The 20,209-nt window shown below is 41.7% G+C and carries 8 protein-coding genes; all 8 read right to left on the bottom strand.

Going from position 1 to position 20,209, the window contains the following annotated elements; all coding sequences use genetic code 11:
• Nucleotides 1-58: 58 nt before the first annotated feature.
• Complete coding sequence (locus tag F9B76_RS01715) at nt 59-451, bottom strand: hypothetical protein (RefSeq protein ID WP_159990532.1); 393 nt, start codon at nt 449-451, stop codon at nt 59-61.
• Nucleotides 444-1,166, bottom strand: coding sequence for a hypothetical protein (locus tag F9B76_RS01710; RefSeq protein WP_159990531.1), 723 nt, complete (start codon nt 1,164-1,166; stop codon nt 444-446). The genes F9B76_RS01715 and F9B76_RS01710 overlap by 8 nt, the downstream gene beginning before the upstream one ends.
• Nucleotides 1,159-11,886, bottom strand: coding sequence for a two-partner secretion domain-containing protein (locus F9B76_RS01705; RefSeq protein WP_159990530.1), 10,728 nt, complete (start codon nt 11,884-11,886; stop codon nt 1,159-1,161). The genes F9B76_RS01710 and F9B76_RS01705 overlap by 8 nt, the downstream gene beginning before the upstream one ends.
• Nucleotides 11,887-12,037: 151 nt before the next feature.
• Entirely contained in the window at nt 12,038-13,804 is a 1,767-nt protein-coding gene (locus F9B76_RS01700; protein WP_159990529.1) for a ShlB/FhaC/HecB family hemolysin secretion/activation protein, read from the bottom strand.
• Between the two features lie 218 nt (nt 13,805-14,022).
• Nucleotides 14,023-14,607, bottom strand: coding sequence for a nitroreductase family protein (locus F9B76_RS01695; RefSeq protein ID WP_159990528.1), 585 nt, complete (start codon nt 14,605-14,607; stop codon nt 14,023-14,025).
• 251 nt (nt 14,608-14,858) lie between these two features.
• Complete coding sequence (gene pdxJ, locus F9B76_RS01690) at nt 14,859-15,572, bottom strand: pyridoxine 5'-phosphate synthase (protein ID WP_159990527.1); 714 nt, start codon at nt 15,570-15,572, stop codon at nt 14,859-14,861.
• Entirely contained in the window at nt 15,569-16,981 is a 1,413-nt protein-coding gene (locus F9B76_RS01685) for an efflux transporter outer membrane subunit (RefSeq protein ID WP_159990526.1), read from the bottom strand. Before F9B76_RS01685 ends, pdxJ begins: the two co-directional genes overlap by 4 nt.
• A complete protein-coding gene (locus F9B76_RS01680; RefSeq protein WP_159990525.1) occupies nt 16,981-20,199 on the bottom strand; it encodes a multidrug efflux RND transporter permease subunit in 3,219 nt (1,072 codons plus the stop codon). Before F9B76_RS01680 ends, F9B76_RS01685 begins: the two co-directional genes overlap by 1 nt.
• Nucleotides 20,200-20,209: the final 10 nt, after the last annotated feature.

Here is a 20,209-nt window from a genome sequence, read left to right as displayed (position 1 = left end):
TTACAAACCCAATATCCTCACTAGATTCTTGAATTAATCTAAATTTATTTACCATCTTTCATCCAACACTGGCTACTGTTCCTACCGCTGACCAGGCATTTTGTAGAGGATTGGTGGATACCCCTACACTGACACTTTGTACCTTAATTTCACTGTAGTTAAGGATATTCTCTGCCGTGAGGGTTTTGGTGATAAAGGTATTTTTATCCGCTGGAGCGGTGCTATCAATAATACCCCCTTTTAGGTGGGTATGCTGTCCAACATTGAGCTGTAAGCCCCCTTGTCCTGCGGTAAGACCACTTTGGGTGTGTACTTGTTGGTAGTTCAGTTTGGCTTTGCTATGCGAGGCATTAAAGGATGCCCCTGACCCTGTGCCTGAGATAACGACACTTGCCCCGATACTGCCTTGGGTATGCTTACTCTTAAGGGTTACCAAGAAAACCTTACTCATTATCTTCCCAATAAGGAATCCATCTTCTACCAAAATACATTACCACTATAAAAATAGGTATGGCATAAAATACAGCACTAAAACCACCTTTTATAGTGTAATTATCTTTATAGAAAAATAATATTGCCACAAGTTCTACATAAATTAAAATAAAACTTACTGTAAGAACAGTGTAAAATTGTTTCTTTTCAGAAACTTTCCATAACAATACTCTAACCGCCTGAGCAATATAATAATTTAATCTAAACATCCCACCAGCAACTGAATTTATACCTATTAAATCCCAATGATTTCTGACAGGTTCTTTAATATTACTTTCTACAATAACGGTATTATCTTCAACCGACTTATGTTTAGTCATTTGCTGTTCTTGTATATTTTTAGTATCTTCTTTATCATCTTCCCAATATGGAATCCATCTTCTACCTAAATAAAGAATAGCTAAAAAAAATAAAAAAGCATATATCATTGCATCAAAGATGGTTCTCACTGTAATAAGAGCATGAGTCTTTATTAAAACACCGATAACTAGTTCTATATATAAAAAGATAAATCCTATCGTACGATTAATGTAAAATTGCTTTTTAGGTAATAACTTTCTCAAAAATAAAAAGAGAATAATTTGGGATAAACAATAATTCAGAAAAATAAGAGTACCTGATAGCGAGTTTAATCCAACATGATCCCAATATCTTGTTTCTCTCTCCTTAATCATTTTTTCCTCCTTTTTTTAAGGAATTAGTCTCTGTCTCTTTTTGATGTTTATAATCTATTATTTCCTTTCCATTATTCCAAATATCTGAAGTTTTTATAATAACAGACTGCATATTATCTACTCTATTCAGTGCACTAGATACTCCTTCCCCTAAGAAATAACCTTGAATTGTCCCCTGTACATTTAAAAAACCCTTTGTAAAAAAATTGGCTACTTTAGAGGACTGAGAAATAGCAGCAACTCTCTGTATTTGTAAGAAATCAATCCACTTATTATTTAAAGCTCCTATGGTTAAATCAGTTACTAAGGCTGATTTTGTATAATCCTTTCCTTGTAGTGCATTAATTCCCATACTAGAAAGAATAGAAGGACCTGCTAACTTAGCATATTCTCCCCATAAACCAGGTACGACCAATGTTCCTGCCACTGTAGGGATACCTGCCATTACAAGAATACCATCTTTCATGCCGGCATCAAATCCATCTCTTCTTGTATAGGCTTGTAAATCCTGATTAATTTGTTCTACTGTTTTTCCATTCTCAATACCTACTTGTACTAAAGAAGTAGCTCCAGGTCCCCAATTGGATATATTGCTCCATGCTCCATAATTAGGTACAAGTGCATTATTCTCCACTGCCCGTTTACCAATCTCACTACTGGTAATAGCACTCTGAAAGTTATCCCCTACCGCTACTCCACTTAATCCTGCTACCACTTGGCTAAGTGCTGAAATGGTTTCTTTCTCTTGTTCCGTGAGGGCTTCCGGGGATTTCTGGTAGAGTTTATCGGCAATAATATGGGCGGTTGTTTCTCCTACCACGGCACCGGCTGCACCTGCCGCTACATTGGTATTCAGCATCTTAGCTTCTACTGCACCCAGTATGGCATGGGCGACGGTATTGGCAAAGAGATTCACTTTATTAGTCGCTTTATCGGTGGTGGCTTCTTTAATCGCTTTATTCAAGAATGGCGATAAGCCTCCTAAAATTGCCGCATTGGTATTACCGGTAGCTAAGCCTTGTAATACACCCGTTGCTGCTCGGATACCCAGTTGTAGGTCACTGCCTTTGCCATAGGTATTAATTGTTTCTATATTACGGTTAAGTTGCTCTGTATAGTACGCTCTTTGAGCAGCGGTTAGCGATTTATCTTTTAGGGCTTTTTCTGCCTCTGCTTTTTGTGCTTCGGCTTTATCCAACATGGGTTGTAAGGCAATCGTGATTGTATTTTGGCTGATTTCGCCCATCACTTGTGCCATCTCCATGCGCTCTTGTGCATCGGCTTTATTAAAAAGCGCTACTTTTTGATTTGCCCCTTCTTTATCTCGTCTGATATTATCAGGGATTGAGCCTTCTTTCACATTGAGCAAGATATTTTGACCAATCACACTATAGGTGGTACTGCTATCCTCTTGATGGATATTACCGCCTACGGCACTGGCAACTGTTCCTACTGCGGCTAATTTATTCGCCTCTAGGTTGGTGGATAACCCTACACTGGCACTTTGTACCTTAATCTCGCTTTGGTTAAGGATATTCTCTACCGTTAGGGTTTTGGTGGTAAAGGTGTTTTTATCCGCTGGAGCAGTGCTATCAATAATACCCCCTTTTAGGTGGGTATTATTCCCTACGGTAATCGTCATTCCCCCTTGTCCTGCGGTAAGACCACTTTGGGTGTGTACTTGTTGGTAGTTCAGTTTGGCTTTGCTATGCGAGGCATTAAAGGATGCCCCTAATCCTGTGCCTGAGATAACGACACTTGCCCCTACACTGCCTTGGGTGTGTTTACTCTTATGGCGATTAGTATCTTGCTCACTTTCAATGGTGAGGTTACCTTGAATATCCGCTTTAATGGTATCAGCTTGAATGCTTGCTCCTTTAAGGGTGGTATCCCCTTGGGTACTAAGGTTTAGGGTATTGGCTTTAAGTGCTATCAGCTGATGGGTAACGGTATCGGTGTTTTCTCGCCCTTTGCCTTTTTGCGCAGAGGCTTCTATCCCTACACCATAGTGTGAGCCTGATGCCGCCACAAAGCCACCTACATTCCAACCACTGTGCTTACTCTGGCTACGTTGGCTTACTGTATCGGCAATCGATTGTAGGTGTAGGTCGTTGGCACTGTTTATATCAAGGGTATCTTGGGCTGTCAGGTTAGCCCCTTTAAGCTGTATATCCCCTTGGGTGGTCGTAAGCTGCACTTGTTTACCACTAAGATTGCTCGCTTGGTGCAGGATTTGTTCCACTTGATTCGTTTGCTTAGATTGGCTTGACCCGATACTCACCGCCAGTTTAAAGGAGGGATTACTAATATCCCCTTTGCTCATCGCTTCATTACCCATTAAGGCATCAAGGGTATTGACGGCTGCCCCAGCGGCTCTATCTGCCAGTATTAGCTCTTGAGCGGCTTTGACTTTATACAAGCTACTCAATTTATCATTCTTCACCGATTGGCTACGTTGCAGACTCCGGTTCATTTTTTGTATCATGTCCACCGCTGGCGCAGAAAGTGATAGGCTGATGCCTGATTGTTTAACGATATGCTCTTCTTTCTGTTTAAAATGGTCTTTGCCTGCTTCTATCGACAGGGTTTTACCTCGTAGGGTAAGGGTATTGCCTGCGATGGTATCCGTACCTATAACATTGACGTGATTCCCTGCTTGTACGGTCACATTACCCCCAATACTGCCTACCACACTTCTGGCATCACTTTGTGTCCAACCCTCTTGTTCGGTACGGCGTGATTGGGATTGTTTGCCAATGGTAACGCCTACACCACCGCCACTACTCGGTAAAATACCCGAACGGTTTTTTTTGGTATAGTGAACCTCTTTTTGGTAGTTGGTATCGGCAGTGATGTCAATATTGTTTCCGGCTTGGATAAGGAGGTCATTATCCGCTATCGCTTGTAAGCCTGTTGCTTGTATATTATGACCAGCTGATAAGAGAATTTCTTGACCACTTATCACTGTACTAATTTGGGTTATATCTTGGTATTGGTCAAAAGTTGTCTTGCTACTTTTAGCCACACTGCTACCACTCTTGGTTTTATGGTACTCTTGCATCTCACTTTGGGTCGTCGCTCCCTTAAGAACAAGGTCATTTTCTGCTAAGGCAGCCAGTTTGGCATCACTCTCCATCATTGCCCCTTCGGCATAAAGGTTGTTCCCTTTAAGGATGACATCTCCCTTACCCTTGATATGGCTGATGTAAACCCCTTGTGCTTTTTCATGACGGCGGTGATTCCCTTTCCCCATCTTTTCATCAAAGCCCACGGATAAGGCATTCAGCGTTACATTGTGATTGGCTGAAAGGTAGGTTTGTCCTTTCCCCTCATTGATAATCTCTGCACCTAAAAGGGCTATATTGTTCGCCTGTAGGTGTAATAGCCCCTCTTTTCCTTTCACATGCAGTAAGCCTTTTCTACCCATAGTGGTATCACGACGTTGATAGCCTCGTGTATTAACTTGCGTCGTATGAGTGGTACTCTGATGGGTAAAGTTACCCGCCACATTTAAGAGAATAGCCCGGTCTGCTACTATGGAACCACCGATATTGTCCATATCCCCACGGATATTCCCCACCAGCGTACCTGCACTAATGTTGCCACTATTACGGATGGCTTCACTCTCAAACTGTACCAGTGTTCGACTCGCCACTGTACCGTTATTGAGTAACTCTCCACCGCGATGGGTAATGGTATTACCGGACAATAAGGCACCATTACCGGTAATATCGCCTTTTTGTACAACAGCATACACTTTAGGCACAAGCACTTGCTCAATCCGACCATTGGGTAAGGTTACCGACTCTTTTTCTAACCACACGATATCACTGGTTAATTGGGCCACTTGATGCGGTGATAGGGCAATGCCTGGGCGTAGGTTAAATCGCTGCGCAAAGGTAACACCGGCATCCATTAAGCCTTTATACTGGCTGTCAAAATCCCTATAATCCCCCACAAAGTTTCTGCCCGTTAAGCGATTAATTTGTTCTCTGACTAAGCGTTGTTCATAAAATCCATCGCCTAAGCGTTTTTGTACAAGGCTCGGTTCATACCGCAACGCATTAAACATATAATCGGAACTTAGCCAACGCTTTTTCTGGGTAAAATCAGGGTCAGTTTCTATCAATACCTGATGGTTTGGATGCGCATTCACCCGATAAAGGACATTATTTGGTATGGCCACATTCGGCTGAATATGACGGATTTCTTGATGCTCATTTAATGTAATACGCGTTAAGGGGCGTATGAGTGAATCATCTGGCTTTTTATGGGTTACTGATGATGGTTCTACTCCTGTCACTACACGCGTATCCCCATGTAATGGTGTAAAGGAAGCAACCGCTTGGCTAGCTACCTTACCTAATCCGATAGGATTATTCGCCTTTAAGGCATCACTTTGCACACTGACTTGTGTCAAGTCTAATTGATGGGCAGTTGCCTCTTTTAAACCCTCTTTGGCTTTTTGATGGGCAGACGATAGGTCAAGTGTTGCATTTTCTTGCGTGCGATAGACAAGCATATCAAAGGGGGTTTCGATAATACGCTTATAGTTGCCTCTCTCTGTCCACTTCCGTTGGTGGTAACGTCTAAACCCCCCACGCCAACGGCTATAGGTATAGACCTTATTACCCGTATCTGTTACGCGGTGTAAGCCCTCTTCATCAATATTGGTAATACCATTTTCTAAAGCAAGGTGCTGCCCTGCAATCACCGTACTGCGTTCATTAATAAAGGATTGGCTATTTGCCTTTATATCTCCCCCTGACAAAATCTGTCCCGGTACGGTTGTTAAGACTTTACTTTCATCCTTACGATGCAAAGAAAAATGTATCTGCCAAAAATCTTTATAATCTCTATTGGCTAAAGCACCTAAACGGGCATTATTATGCCGATCAATTGCCGCATCCAGTGCATCAATACTCTTACTATATTTCTCTTCCCACTTTTGTAATGGTCTAATATTTTTAATATAGTAGTTCCATTTAGGCAGTTGGGCTTTAAACGCTTTTTCATTATAATACCGACCATCTTCCCTATAAAACCATACCCATGGATTTGTAGGGGTTAGAAAGTTTCCTTCCTCATCAAACCACTCTGACTCTACATACCAAGGCTGTGCTTCTAGCTCATCAAATAAGAAACTTGGTTGAGGATCTTTAGGGGCAGCAATCCCAAAATGTGCCCAAATAGGGCTATCTGCTCCATATTGCCCTTCTGGTTTATAGCGGCAATTTGATTGCTCATTCTTATACTCACAAGTAATTTCATTACGGGTTGCCAATGAAGTCTCGGGGGTAATCACATCACCCGGTTTTAATAAAACAGGTTCCGCTCCATCACTTTTATAGACTAACTTCCCTGCTCGGCTCCATCCTGCCCAACGCAATAAATCCATCGAAATAAATGGGTTATTGATATTAATTGTTGCTTTGTCCCCATTTAAAGGATTGGTGTATAGATTTTTTAATGGGTTATTAGGATCATTCTCTACTAATTTGTCCTTTACTTTAACATGCAACGGTATGATATAGGTTTCATTAACCTCCTCTATTTCTCCTACAAGGGTAACATTAGTCGGTTCATGCCCTGTTTTCACATGCTCTACCGTAAAATGGGTATTGTTGTTATGAATTTGGTTGACATTTAGGGTGAGGGTATTTTCTGACTCAATAATACTGCTGTTATTGCGTAAGGTATCCGCTTTGCCTTGGGCGTGTTTATCCGCATCTAAGGTACGTCCAAACCGCATATCACCAGCACTGAATAAGGTTGCCCCCACTTGATGATCTGACAGATAATGCGCTGTATTATTATCAATCTCACGTGCCGCGATATCTACATCACCGCGTGAGGCAATCGCTGCCGATTGAATCTCGCCATTGTCATACGCTTTATCACTATTGTTCACCTTATCGGCTTGTAGGGCAATATGATCCCCGTAAATACGTCCCTTACCGGTATTGACTAAGTGATGCCCTACTTGAACCAAAGTCGTTGCTGTATCCGTTAGGCTAATACTATTGATTAAGCCTTCATTGGTTAGATGCCCTTTGGCATGTAACTGTGTATGGGCACTACTTATCCGCCCATCCACCTGATTGATAATATCTTGTGCCTGAAGGGTGACGCTATCATCGGCATACAGACTATGTTGGTTAATCAGCTTACCTGTGGTGCTAATCTGTAAGCGATGATTGGCATGAATAGGATTAGCGGTCACAAAGTCTTGTTGCTGAGTAATAGCGACATCCTGCCCTTCAATATGCCCATTGGTGGTGACGGCATCGGCAACAATAGATAATGCCTCTTTTGCTTGTAAGCGTCCTGCTTGATTATCTATCTGTAGGGATTGCCCTTTTATCACCACATCACTACCGGTTACCTCCCCTTGACGATTATCTAGGGTCTTTTCAATCACCAATTGACCTTGTGCTCGACTGTGGATTTTGCCTTGCTGGTTATTAACGATTGATGCGGATAGGTTTAGCACTGTGGCTAAAATCCCTTGGTGTATTTTCTCTTGAGGGGTGTAGGTTTGGCGATTATTCAATAATGCCGTCTCTAGGATAAGGGTATGACCACTATCAATAAAGGAACCGGTCTCACCCACTTTCTGATTATCAATACGAGTAGTGGCTTTTATCCGTAGGCTATCCTGCGAACGAATCTCGCCACCTCGGTTATCCACTGCTTTTGTATCAATCGTTGTCTCCCCTAGGCTATAGATTTTACCGCCCTGTTGGTTATCGATATGTGTTGTAATAGTAAGATGACCCGCTTTTTCAGCGTATAGCTTACCTTGTTTGTTTAAAAGGGATGCACTATGTATGGTTAGGCGATCTTTACTGATCACTTCGCCCTGTTGGTTATCCATGACTTGTTGGGCATTCAGTGTCAGTAACCCTTCTTGGTTATAGACTATTCCTTGTTGATTATCAAATGCTTTTGCCTTGATGCTCGCTTGTTGTTTTGCCGTAATGTAGCCCAAGGTATTGCTCACTTGCTCAAGTGCTGTCAGTGAGAGCTTTCCAGCAATAGCGCGTACTTCCCCTTGGTGGTTATTAAGATATTGGGTATTGAGGGTAAGATGATCACCTGCTTTAATATACCCTTCTTGGTTATTGATCGCCTCTTGGGTATCAAGAGTAAGGTGTTGATTCCCTTGAATTAACCCCTGATGATTATCAATAGATTGAGCCGTTATGTTAGAGGTATCTGCACTCACTCTTCCCTTGGTATTATTAATCGTATTTTTTACCGTTAGCTGTTGGTTTGCCAGTGAAGATATAACCCCTTGCTGATTTTGTAGCGTTCGAGCTTGAATGGATTGTTTTTTTTGGCTAAGTATAAACCCTTGTTGATTCAATAAATCCTGTGTCGTTAAGGTTAATTGACCAAGGGAAATGATGCCTTGATACACTCCCTGTTGGGAGGGAAGATAGGTTTGCTGATTATTTAAGTCACCCTGATGGGTCTCTATCACCATATCCTGACGACTCTGGATAAGTCCTTGGTGGTTATTCAGTGCACCACTATGAATTGTCAGATGCTTGCCAGCACTGATTTTACCTAAGGAATTGGTGAGATCGTTTGTATGGGTATCGATCTCAAGATTACCCTCTTCAGCTAAAAGCGTACCATGGCGGTTATTGAGTTGCCCACTCTGAATGAGCGCCCCTTTTTTAGCAATCATTTCACTTTGCTGATTGTCTAATTGACCAGTTATCGTGATATTGACCTGCTCACCCAGGATTTGGCTCTTTGCGGTAGAAAGTACATGCCCCCTTGCCGTTATCGCCAACCCTTGACGGGCTTGTACCGTTCCCTTTTGTTGTTCAAGATGCGATACGGTTGCTTGTAAATCACCGTTGGCATCTATCACCCCATCATGATTTTTTACCAATCCTGCCCGTAACTGTACATTTGCCCCCGAGGCAATTACCCCTTGTTGATTGTCTAAGGCAGATAACCCTAGCTGAATATCCGCTTCTTGGGCAGACTGTATTACCCCTTGGTGGTTATTCACCTCTCCTGATGCCATTTTAAGGGCTTGTCCCGCTACGATTTTACCCTGTTGATTATTCACGGTATGGGTGGAAGTATCAAGGGTAAGATTGCCTTTTTCAGCTAAGAGTAGTCCTGCTTGATTATTAAGGGTTTGGCTAGTAATGGCAAGGTTTTTTAAGGCGGCTATTTCACTATGGGGATTATGCAGTGTTTGCTTAACGACTAAGTGAGCATTATCCGCTGTGATAATACTATTATCAATGGTATGTAGAGTACCTGTATGAAGTAATAATTCACCCGCACTAATTTGACCTGCTTTTTGGGTCAGGGTATCCGCAATCGTTAAGGTGACTTTTTTATCCCCCAAGATAACACCCTCTGTGTTATCAATCCCTTGTGCATTTAACGATAAATCCTGCTGACTTTGCACGCTACCCAAATGATTCATTAATGTAGCGGTATTAAGGTAAGCCGATTGAGCTGCTATCACCCCTTGATGATTATCTATATTGTTAGCCTCAAGGCCTAAGGCTTGGTGGGTACTAATAACGCCTTGTCGGTTATTGATAGATGCCGCCTTAATCTGTTGGCTTTCTCCACTGATTATCCATCCTTGTTCGTTAGCAATATCAGCTGATTGTATCGTCAGTTTACCCAGGGTTACCATCCCTGTCGCTTGGTTATTGCTTAAGGTCTCTCGATTGGATATGCGATTGCCTTGTGTATTGATATGAATGGCTTGCTGTGATTGAAGTAAACCACCATCATTCAGGAGTTCACCAGAGGTAATGTTTAAGGCTTGGGTAGAAGCCAATACACCATGCGTTGAATCCACTGGATGCAGACCAGCATCTAGCGTTAATTTTCCCTGAGCGATAAAGCGACCCTCACGGTTATCTACCCCTTGTGCCTTTAGGTGTAAATCACCTTGGGTTTTGATGGTACCGCCTTGATGGTGTAACTTATCAAGTGTCTGAATCACCAATGGCGTTGTCCCTGTTTGCTCCCATGTTGCATGCTGGGTATGTAGCGAGCGTTGTTGGGTATTTATACTCTCCGCTTTAAGGGTACTCTTTTGTGTTTGTAACTGTGTTGGGGTCTGTAAGCTTAAATCTGTCTGCGCAAAAAGAAACGCCTCATTTGCCTTTATCGCCCCTTGTGTACTCTTTAAGTCAATCGCATGTGCAACGATATGACTCTGATCGGCATTCAGTGTCGCCCCTACCCCTTTTACAAGACCTGAGGCAAGCATTCTACCTTGTAACTGCGTATCGGCTACTGTCTGAAGGGTGATGTTTTTTCCCTGACGAGAGAAGGGGGCTAACGTGCGTGTTTCTCCTTCTGCCGTATCATAAATAGTAACCCCTGCTGCCATCAGTGAGGTTGGGGGAGCCATTACCTTTTGTGCCGTATAGCGAATATCCCCTTTGGCAATCGTCTCTCCTGTTTGGGCTATCCCCTGCTGGGCAGTTTGTGCAATATCCCCATCTCGTGCCACCATTGACCCTGCTTGCTCAATAGCCGCTGGGGTATGTAAGACGATATTGCCTTGGCGGTTTTCTATTTTACCTTGGTTTTTAATACCCTCTTTAGCCGTGAGTGTGATGGCATGATTGGCATTAAGTGTCCCTGTATTGATAATCCGCCCTTGGCTATCAATCTTAAGGGTTTGGCTACTCGCCCCGATATGCCCTGCATGACGGACGCCCACTCCCTCTTCTGTTCCGATAAGATGGATTTTACCGGCATACATCCCCCCTAATTCACCCACATCTACCGCAAAGGCAGGGGGAGTATTACGGGTATCCGATGAGGATGTTTTAGAGACAGGGGCTTGATGTGCCTTTTGAGGCGCAATATGATCAATCTTTAACTTCCCCGTTGTTTTTTCAACAGGTACGGTATTTTTACCCGTCACCACTTGTATGTCTTTTTGCGACCAAATACCCGCATTAACTTTGGCTTCTCTTGCAAGAATCGCGGTGTAATCCACGCGGCTATTATCTAGCCCCTTCCCCTCAATCGCCACTCGCCCTTTTTCAACCACAAAGTGATCTAAATGGCCTGCTTGAATCTGGGGCTGACCCGTTGTAAAGGTGGCACGATGAGCATTGATCACCCCACAGCCATCACAATGAATCCCTGAGGGGTTGGCAATAATGACATCGGCTTTTTTACCAGCTACTTCCACATAGCCTTTAAGGATACTAGGGTTGTGAGAATTGACTTCATTTAAAATAACCTTTGCTTCCCCTCGGGCTAAATAAGGATTACCTTGTACCCACCCTGCCTGTTGGGTGGTGGTCATGGTGCGACTATTATTGATTATGACCCCCTTGGTATCCACATCAAATTGGCTATATTTATTATGTGAAAGCCCCTGTGCATTGGGCGTTTGGATATTGACCTGAGGAATACCGTTTGCCGTTTCTAAAATAATCGCTTGTTGATGAGCAGGGGCAGAAGCATCGGCTTGAATGATTAGAGGGTCTGCCCAGCTCTGCGGTAAAGGGATGACGGCTCCCACTATACACCATAGGCTAAAAACAAGAGGGCGAATTGCTACTAAGGTTAGTGGTGTCGGGATAGGTTTAAAAGGAGAAAAGCGGAATAAGGATTTGGCTTTACCTTGTGCTTTACTGAATTCAGAGGTCACCACATAGCGTGCTAAAGTGTGGTTAAAAATCACGCGAAAACAACGCTTATTCATGCTTTTGCCCTTTTTTAAAGAAATTTTTTATATCACTATCCAACTAACAACTACTTAACATCATCATGGTGTAAAGAGATAAACTTTTGCTATAAAATTTTTCCAAGTAACCCTTATAGCGCACAAAGTAAATACCTTTTTACCATTAACACTAAAACTGATAATTTAACTGAAAACCAGTCGTATAACGGGCAGTTCTAAACCCTGTGGGTTTATCAATGGGTTTACCCACAAAGGCATCATAAGAGAAGCCTTGCCACATCCCTCTTAGACCAATGGCAGCCCCCACTAAACGATTACCCACTTGGTACTGTGTAGCGCGCCCACTCACTCGCCCCATATCTAAGGCAGCATAGAGCTGATGGGGACTTTGCTGGATATGCCAACTGATATCATTTCGCCAAAACCACCCTCGCTCTCCCATTAAGGTCAGCTCGCCATCAAAGCCTCGTACCGTATAACGCCCTCCAATACTTAGCTGATCTTGAGCAATTAAGGGCGTTTTATGCCATTGCCCTTGCCATCGGGTATGATAGGTAAAAGCCGCTTGCCCAAGTTTAAACGGGGCAGTTAATTCCACCATCGCACGAATAATCCGAGGTCTGGACGTTCCTTCTCCCCATAATTCTTCGGGGGCGGGTATGGCTCGTCTAGCCCCTGTGCCTCTTCGATAGCTGGCTTCCAGTGCTAAGGTTGTTTGCCCTATATAGGATTGATGCACTATCCCTAGCTCCCAACCTGCCATACGCCGCTTTTGTACCTCTATTTGTGCACCATTGATAAAATTCTGTGATTGTCTTACCCATAATGCCCCCGTTAAACGGGTTTTATGCTGATTATCTCGGTACACCACATAAGACGCATTCAATTGACTGGTTCGGCTCTTACCACTGTAGCGATACCGCTTGCCAAAAGCACCGGCTACCTCCTGATGGTATCGGCTCCAGCTTTGCGACAAAGAAAAATGCCAGTACCGAAACGGTATGGCATAGTAAAGATAATATTGGCTACTCCCCCGATTACCCTTTTCATCCCGAGAAGAAGGAAGATGATGCGTGGCAGAGGCATAAAATATATCATTGCCCGTTAGTAAATGATCAAAAGACAAAGCACCTGAGCCTTGTAGTCGCCCGGTTGTTTTAGAACCCGAATCATCAAGCCCCAATGAAAACCGAATCGGAAACCGTTGTTGATACCGTATCAACAGATCACTTTGCCCGGCTGGGGCTAACGGGTCTTGGCTCGGGATAATCTGCATATCCACTTCTGCGGTAGGAACACGCTTAAAATTCTCTAAAGACTGCTCCATATCCCGAATATTTAATACATCCCCCGTATCCAAGGTTAAACCCGTCCATGCCGTTAGCCGTGAAAATCTCGGAATCTCACTACTGTCTTGCACGATAATATTGCCTACTTTTCCCACCACTACCGTTAATACCAATTGCCCTAAAGCAAGATCTTGTTCAGTTGCCACCACTCGACTCGTTACATAGCCCTTATCAATCAAATGGTTTTGTACTTCGCGCATTAAAAGACGGATACCCTCTTCACCTAAGCAATGGGGCAGTGTTAAAGAAAGCGTTGATTGCGCCTTATCCAATGCCCACTGAAATGAACTGCCTACCCTATAACCATCACTATGGCTATCATCAACTAACATAATATTGGTAATAGGATAACAAGGAGATTCGTGAGAAGGAAGCGAAGTAGAAAAAGAAGAGAAGGATGGAAGATGGATAGTGGGAGAAGGCAGGGATTGCTCCGCTTGCGTTTGTTGTTGCTGTTGTTGCCGTTGCTGTTGCGTGGAATCCAGTTGGTCTAAGGTACGGATAGCCGAGGGAGTAAGTTGTGCCATACCGACTAACGGCAAGCCCCACCCCAGCATCACCCATAATAAACCATTTCCTAAACGCATTATTAAAATACCAATTGTAATAAAAAACTAATGGTAATATTCTTAAATATTTTCTGACAAGTGGTTTTTTAATCAATTGATAAAAAACAACAATTTTATAATTCTTACTTATATCTATAGCCCAAATAATGTACTTTTTGTTATTAATTTAATACATAATTTAGGCTATTTTATTTATTGATGAAATAATTAAATTAACGAAATAATCAAATAAACCATTATTTCTGAGGCATTACCCATTCTTCAACAAAATCCGTATAAGGTTTGCGAGGCTTTTTAGGGATAGGCACTTTGGGTGTACCTACAGCTAAAAATCCCATAAAACGATAATCAAGAGGATCAAAACCAAGTCCGATTTGAAACTCTTCATTATAGGTAGCAATCCCTGTACTCCAGAAAACTCCATACCCCATCATTTGTAAAGCATTGATAAGATTCATCACGGCACAACCTGCAGAAATCATGCGTTCTGATTCTAATATCTTAGTATTACTATAATCAATATGGCATCCAACAGCAATAATAAGGGGAACTTCAGATAACCAAGCTTGAGAAGCCGCTAACTTAGCCTCAGGTAAAGGATTATCACTATTTTGACTAATATTAAATGCAAATTCAGCAAATTTAGCAATATTTTCTTGACGGATAAGTTTAAAACGCCAAGGCGTTAAAGCACCATGATCAGGGGCAGAAACAGCCGCTTGAAATGCCAAAGCAAGCTCTTCATCAGAGGGAGCTGGTGAAGTCACTAGCTTCATCGAATTACGCTGAATTAATAGTTCAATAGACTCTTGATTTTTCATATTATGCTCCTTTATTTATAGATAGTTTTATCAATAAATAATATTTTTAAATCCTTATTATTCATAGAAATACGGATGACTTTTAGCACAAGAAATCCTCTCATACATAAACCCAAATGATACATTAGAAAACAATGTTCTATTTTATTTTCTACTGCATAATTTGGGTTTAAAAAATTTAAAAAAAAGTTTAAAAATAGCAAAAACAAGGTAAGATTTATACGTATAGTAGGAAAGCACTATAAAACTACTTATGCTAATAACGCTTTCATATCACGTACTGCTTTTTCTAATCCATCAAAAACAGCTTGTGCCACAATCGCATGACCAATATTAAGCTCACTAATACCACCTAAAGCTACAATTGCCTGTACATTTTGATAATGTAAACCATGCCCAGCATTAACTTTAAGACCACAGGATAAGGCAAAAGTAATCGCTTTTTTCAGACGCTCTATTTCAGCCGTAACGGCTTGTACTGATACCGCTTCTGCATAAGCACCCGTATGTAACTCAATGATGCCAGCCCCTGCTTTTACAGCTGCTTCAATCTGGTTTTCTTCTGGATCAATAAAAAGTGATACTCGCGAACCACTTTCAGTAAGTTGATGAATCGCCTCTTGTGTTTGGCTAAAATACTTAATAACATCTAAGCCCCCTTCTGTGGTTAACTCTTCCCTGCGCTCAGGTACAAGACACACATCATGAGGTTTGACATCACAAGCTATTTTTAACATTTCTGGTGTAATAGCACATTCAAGATTCATACGTGTTAGTAATAACGGTCGCATTGCATAAACATCTTTATCTTGAATATGCCGCCGATCTTCGCGTAAATGCAACGTGATTGCATCTGCCCCTGCCTGTTCAGCAATTAATGCCGCACGGACAGGATCAGGATATACGCTGTGACGCTGTTGTCGTAACGTTGCCACATGATCAATATTGACACCAAGTTCTATCATTTTCTTACCATATCTGTTGCATACCAACCGCCACCTAATGCTTTATAAAGGGTTACTTTATTTTGTAAAGAAGCTAATCCAGCGGTTAGGAAACTTTGTTTAGCTGTTAATAAAGTGACTTGCGCAGATTGTACCTGCAAGAAACTATCAATACCGCTAGTATAACGCAAAGTGGCAAGTTTTAAAGCACGATCCGCAGATTCTGTTTGAGAACGTAATGCATTAAGCTGTTGTTGATAGGTTTGAACACCAATTAACGCATTATCTACTTCATAAAAAGCGGTTTGAATTGCTTTTTCATATGTAGCTATTTGAATATCCTTTTGGATTTTAGCCACATCTAAGCTACCTTTTAGTGATCCAGCGGTAAAGATAGGCATAGATACGCTTGGTGTAAATGACCACATATCACGTCCAGATTTAAATAAATTATCCAAATCTAAACTAGCAACACCCAATAATCCTGTTAGGCTAATCGAAGGGAAAAAAGCCGCTCTAGCTGCACCAATATTAGCATTAGCCGCTTTAAGATTATGCTCTGCCTGCATGATATCAGGACGACGTGTTAATAAATCAGAAGGAAGTCCCACTGGAATATTATTAACAATCACATCACGACCAAAAGGCATTGCTGCAGGTAAATCAGCAGGAAGTTCTTGCCCTAATAATAATACTAAAGCATTGACGGCTTGTTGTTTGCTACGCTGTGTATCAGCTAAGCTTGCTTTGACAGAGTCTGCCGTTGCTCGTGCTTGTTGTGCATCAAGTAAAGAAGCAGTTCCTGCCTTAAAGCGAGCATTTGTTAATGCATATGTTTTTTCATAGGCATCAACCGTACTCAACATAAGTTGTTCCATTTCTTCTGACGCACGTAGCGTAAAATAGGCTTCGGCAATATTCGCAACAAGATTAATGTGTGCCGCACGCTGTGTTTGTTCTGTGGCAAAGTATGTCTCTAGGGCAGCCTCTTTTTGATTACGAATCCTACCAAAGAAATCTAATTCATAGCTTGTGATACCAACACCTGCTCGATAAGAACGGCTAATTTCACGTGTGCCAGATACATTCATATCAGCAGGTAACTCTTGTGCCGTCTGTGAACCACTAAGACCTATAGTAGGAAATAGGCTACTACGAGCAATGCTATATTGCGCTCTTGCCGCTTCTACATTTTTAGTCGCAATGATTAAATCACGGTTATTTTTGAGACCCACTTCAATTAATGCTTTAAGACGAGGATCAACGAAAAATGTTTGCCACCCTAAATCAGCTGCTGTTTCACCCGCCGGGGCAATATGTTTGTACATATCACCAACGGGTGATTGTGGTTGTTCATATTTAGGCGCAAGATTACACGCTGCTAATAAAATCGTCGTACTTAATAGAGATAAACGTGTTACTTTTTTCATTATTTATCCTTCAGTGTCTCTTCTGTTGTTGAATGACCTGCATGATGGTTTTCAGAGGCAGTAGCTGTACTCGTAACTGCAACAGGTGTACTCTCTTCTTCACCTAACAAACGAGGTGGTTTTGTTTTAAAGAATTTTAAAACAGCAACAAAGAAAACAGGTACAAATGCAACAGAGAAAGGTGTTGCAGCTAACATACCACCTAATACAGCAAGTCCTACTGTTTGCTGACCAGCAGCACCCTCACCTGTTGCTAAAGTTAATGGTACAACACCCATAATAAATGCAAATGATGTCATTAAAATAGGACGGAAGCGTAGATGTGCTGCCTCAACTGCTGACTCTACTAAGCTCTTACCTGCTGCATAGGTATCTTTAGCAAATTCAACAATAAGAATAGCATTTTTAGCCGATAAACCCATAACAGTAATTAAACCTACCTGGAAGAAGATGTCATTAGACATACCAAGTAATGCCGTTAAGGCTACTGTACCAAAAATACCAAGTGGTACGATTAATAAAGCCGCTAATGGAATAGCCCAACTTTCATAAAGAGCTGCTAATACTAGGAAAACCACTAAAAGCGCTAAAGCTAACATAATAGGTGCTTGGTTACCCGCTTGAATTTCTTGGTATGAAAGACCAGACCATTCATAACCAATACCATCAGGTAATTCATTGCGAATAATATCGACTATGGCATCACGTGCTTCACTACTCGCAAAGCCTGGTGCTGCTTCACCTGAAATATTCATCGCATCATAACTATTAAAGCGTTTAACTTGTGAAGCTCCATTTGTCCAATTGACATTAACAACAGTAGAAAGATCAACTAAATCGCCACTGGTATTATGTACTTTAAGGGCTAAAATATCTTCTAAGGTTAAACGACCTGCATTATCAGCTTGTACCCAAATATTCTGCATACGACCGTTATTAGGGAATTTTGCAATATAGTTAGAACCGACTGCTGTACCTAAAACTGTTCGTACTTCAGCAACACTAACTCCCATCGTAGCGGCTTTATCACGATCCACTTCAATAGAAAGTTGAGGGCCTGGGCCTAAACCAGAGATACGTGCATTAACAACCTTACCTGAACCACTTGCTTTTTGAATTAAAGTATTAGCCGCATTGCGTAAGGCTTCTTGACCTAAATTATCACGGTCTTGTAGCTGTAATTCAAAACCAGCTGATGTCCCCAAATCAGAGATAGCTGGTGGCACAATACCAAATACCGTTGCATCAGGAATACCATACAGTAAAGCCCCCGTTGCTTTACCAGCAATCGCTGCGGCACTATCAGCGGCTGAGGTACGCTCACTAAATGGTTTTAATGTAGTAAAGGCAATCCCTGCATTAAGACCTGTACCATTAAAGCTAAACCCTTGTACGGCAATTACATTCTCAACAGCAGGTTGATTTAAATAGTAACCTTCTACTTGTTTAATCACCTCTTCTGCACGATTACTAGATACACCTGCAGGTAGTTCAATATTGGTAATCAAATACCCTTGGTCTTCATCAGGCATAAATGAGCTTGGTAAATTGACAAAAATGTAAGCCATACCAAGCGTGAGGATTAACCATGTAAACATCATTAAGAAAGTACGCTTGATTAGCTTAGCAACCCACGCCGAATAACGATGTGTCACTTTATCAAAAGTACGGTTAAACCAACCAAAAAAGCCTTTTTGTTCTTGGTGATGCCCTTTGGGTATTTGTTTAAGAATCGTTGCACATAAGGCAGGGGTAAAGGTCAAGGCTAAAAATCCAGAGAAAGCAATCGATATTGCCATTGCCACAGCAAACTGACGATAAATAACCCCTGATGAGCCTGACATAAAGAGCAATGGCGTAAAGACAGTTACTAATACTAGCGTAATCCCTACAATCGCACCTGAAATCTGAGGCATAGCCTTCATCGTTGCTTGTACTGGTGTCAAACCCTCGGTGGACATAATCCGTTCAACGTTTTCCACAACAACAATCGCATCATCCACCAGAATACCAATGGCAAGTACCATCGCTAACATGGTTAGTACGTTAATAGAGTACCCTAATACAAGTAATGATGCCACTGTTCCTAATAAAGCTACAGGAACAACAAGGGTTGGAATAATGGTATAACGGATATTCTGTAAGAATAAGAACATTACCACAACAACTAGACCAATCGCTTCAAGTAAAGTATGGAATACTTTATTGATAGAAGCACTAATATAAGGAGCCGTATTATAAGGAATGGTATAAGCAACCCCTTCAGGGAAATACTCAGAGAGTTTTTCCATTTCTTCACGAACCAACTTCTCAGTTTCTAATGCATTTGCTGTTGTAGAAAGCGATACCGCAAAAGCGGCTGTTGGTTTACCATTTAAGCGAGAACTTGTTAAATAACTATTCTGACCAATTTCTACTTCAGCAACATCAGACAGTCTTACTAATGCACCATTCGTATTAGCCGTAAGAATAATATTTTTAAAATCATCTACTGTAATCAATTCACCATTTGAACGAATAATCGCTGAAATTGTTTGTGAATCTGGTGTTGGAGGCGCACCTAATGTACCCGCAGAAATCATCCCATGTTGAGAAGCAACCGCAGTAGTAACATCACTCATGGTAAGACCAAAAGAAGTCAATTTTTCAGGATTTACCCAAACACGCAGTGCTTTTTCAGTACCGAATAATTGGAAATTACCCACCCCTTTTAAACGAGCAATACTATTTTGGATATTACGAGCAACATAGTCAGCCAAGTCAGAAGCGGTCATACTTCCATTGGTTGAGTTTAAAGAAACTACCATCAAGAAACCACTACGTGATTTACTATAAGTAAGTCCTTGTTGAATCACGGCTGTTGGTAAAGTAGAGGTGATTCCAGCTACCGCATTTTGTACGTCAATTTGTGCTTGGTCAGGATCAGTACCCGGTTGGAAAGTCACTTCAATAGACGCTTGACCACTTGATGAGCTAGTAGATGAATAATATAAAAGGTTTTCAATACCATTTAACTCATTCTCAATAAGACTCGTTACCGAACGAGAAACCTCTTCAGGAGAAGCACCGGGGTAAGTGGCGGATACCGTAATTGTGGTTGGTGCAACATTAGGATATTGTGCAATTGGCATATTTTGTAAGGATAAGAATCCAAACAAAGAAATGAGAATTGCAATCACCCATGCAAAGATGGGACGTTGAATAAAAAACTGAGCCATAATTCAATCA

This window comes from Pelistega ratti, assembly GCF_009833965.1.
In the GTDB taxonomy this organism is placed as follows: Bacteria; Pseudomonadota; Gammaproteobacteria; order Burkholderiales; family Burkholderiaceae_B; genus Taylorella; species Taylorella ratti.
Note: the sequence above shows the minus strand (reverse complement) of the source record. Positions and strands in the feature narration are given on the sequence as shown.

Coding starts and splice junctions, on each gene's coding strand:
- F9B76_RS01695 (WP_159990528.1), bottom strand. CDS start 14,607: ATGAAAAATCAAGAGTCTATTGAACTATTAATTCAGCGTAATTCGATG.
- F9B76_RS01710 (WP_159990531.1), bottom strand. CDS start 1,166: ATGATTAAGGAGAGAGAAACAAGATATTGGGATCATGTTGGATTAAAC.
- F9B76_RS01685 (WP_159990526.1), bottom strand. CDS start 16,981: ATGAAAAAAGTAACACGTTTATCTCTATTAAGTACGACGATTTTATTA.
- F9B76_RS01700 (WP_159990529.1), bottom strand. CDS start 13,804: ATGCGTTTAGGAAATGGTTTATTATGGGTGATGCTGGGGTGGGGCTTG.
- pdxJ (WP_159990527.1), bottom strand. CDS start 15,572: ATGATAGAACTTGGTGTCAATATTGATCATGTGGCAACGTTACGACAA.
- F9B76_RS01705 (WP_159990530.1), bottom strand. CDS start 11,886: ATGAATAAGCGTTGTTTTCGCGTGATTTTTAACCACACTTTAGCACGC.
- F9B76_RS01680 (WP_159990525.1), bottom strand. CDS start 20,199: ATGGCTCAGTTTTTTATTCAACGTCCCATCTTTGCATGGGTGATTGCA.
- F9B76_RS01715 (WP_159990532.1), bottom strand. CDS start 451: ATGAGTAAGGTTTTCTTGGTAACCCTTAAGAGTAAGCATACCCAAGGC.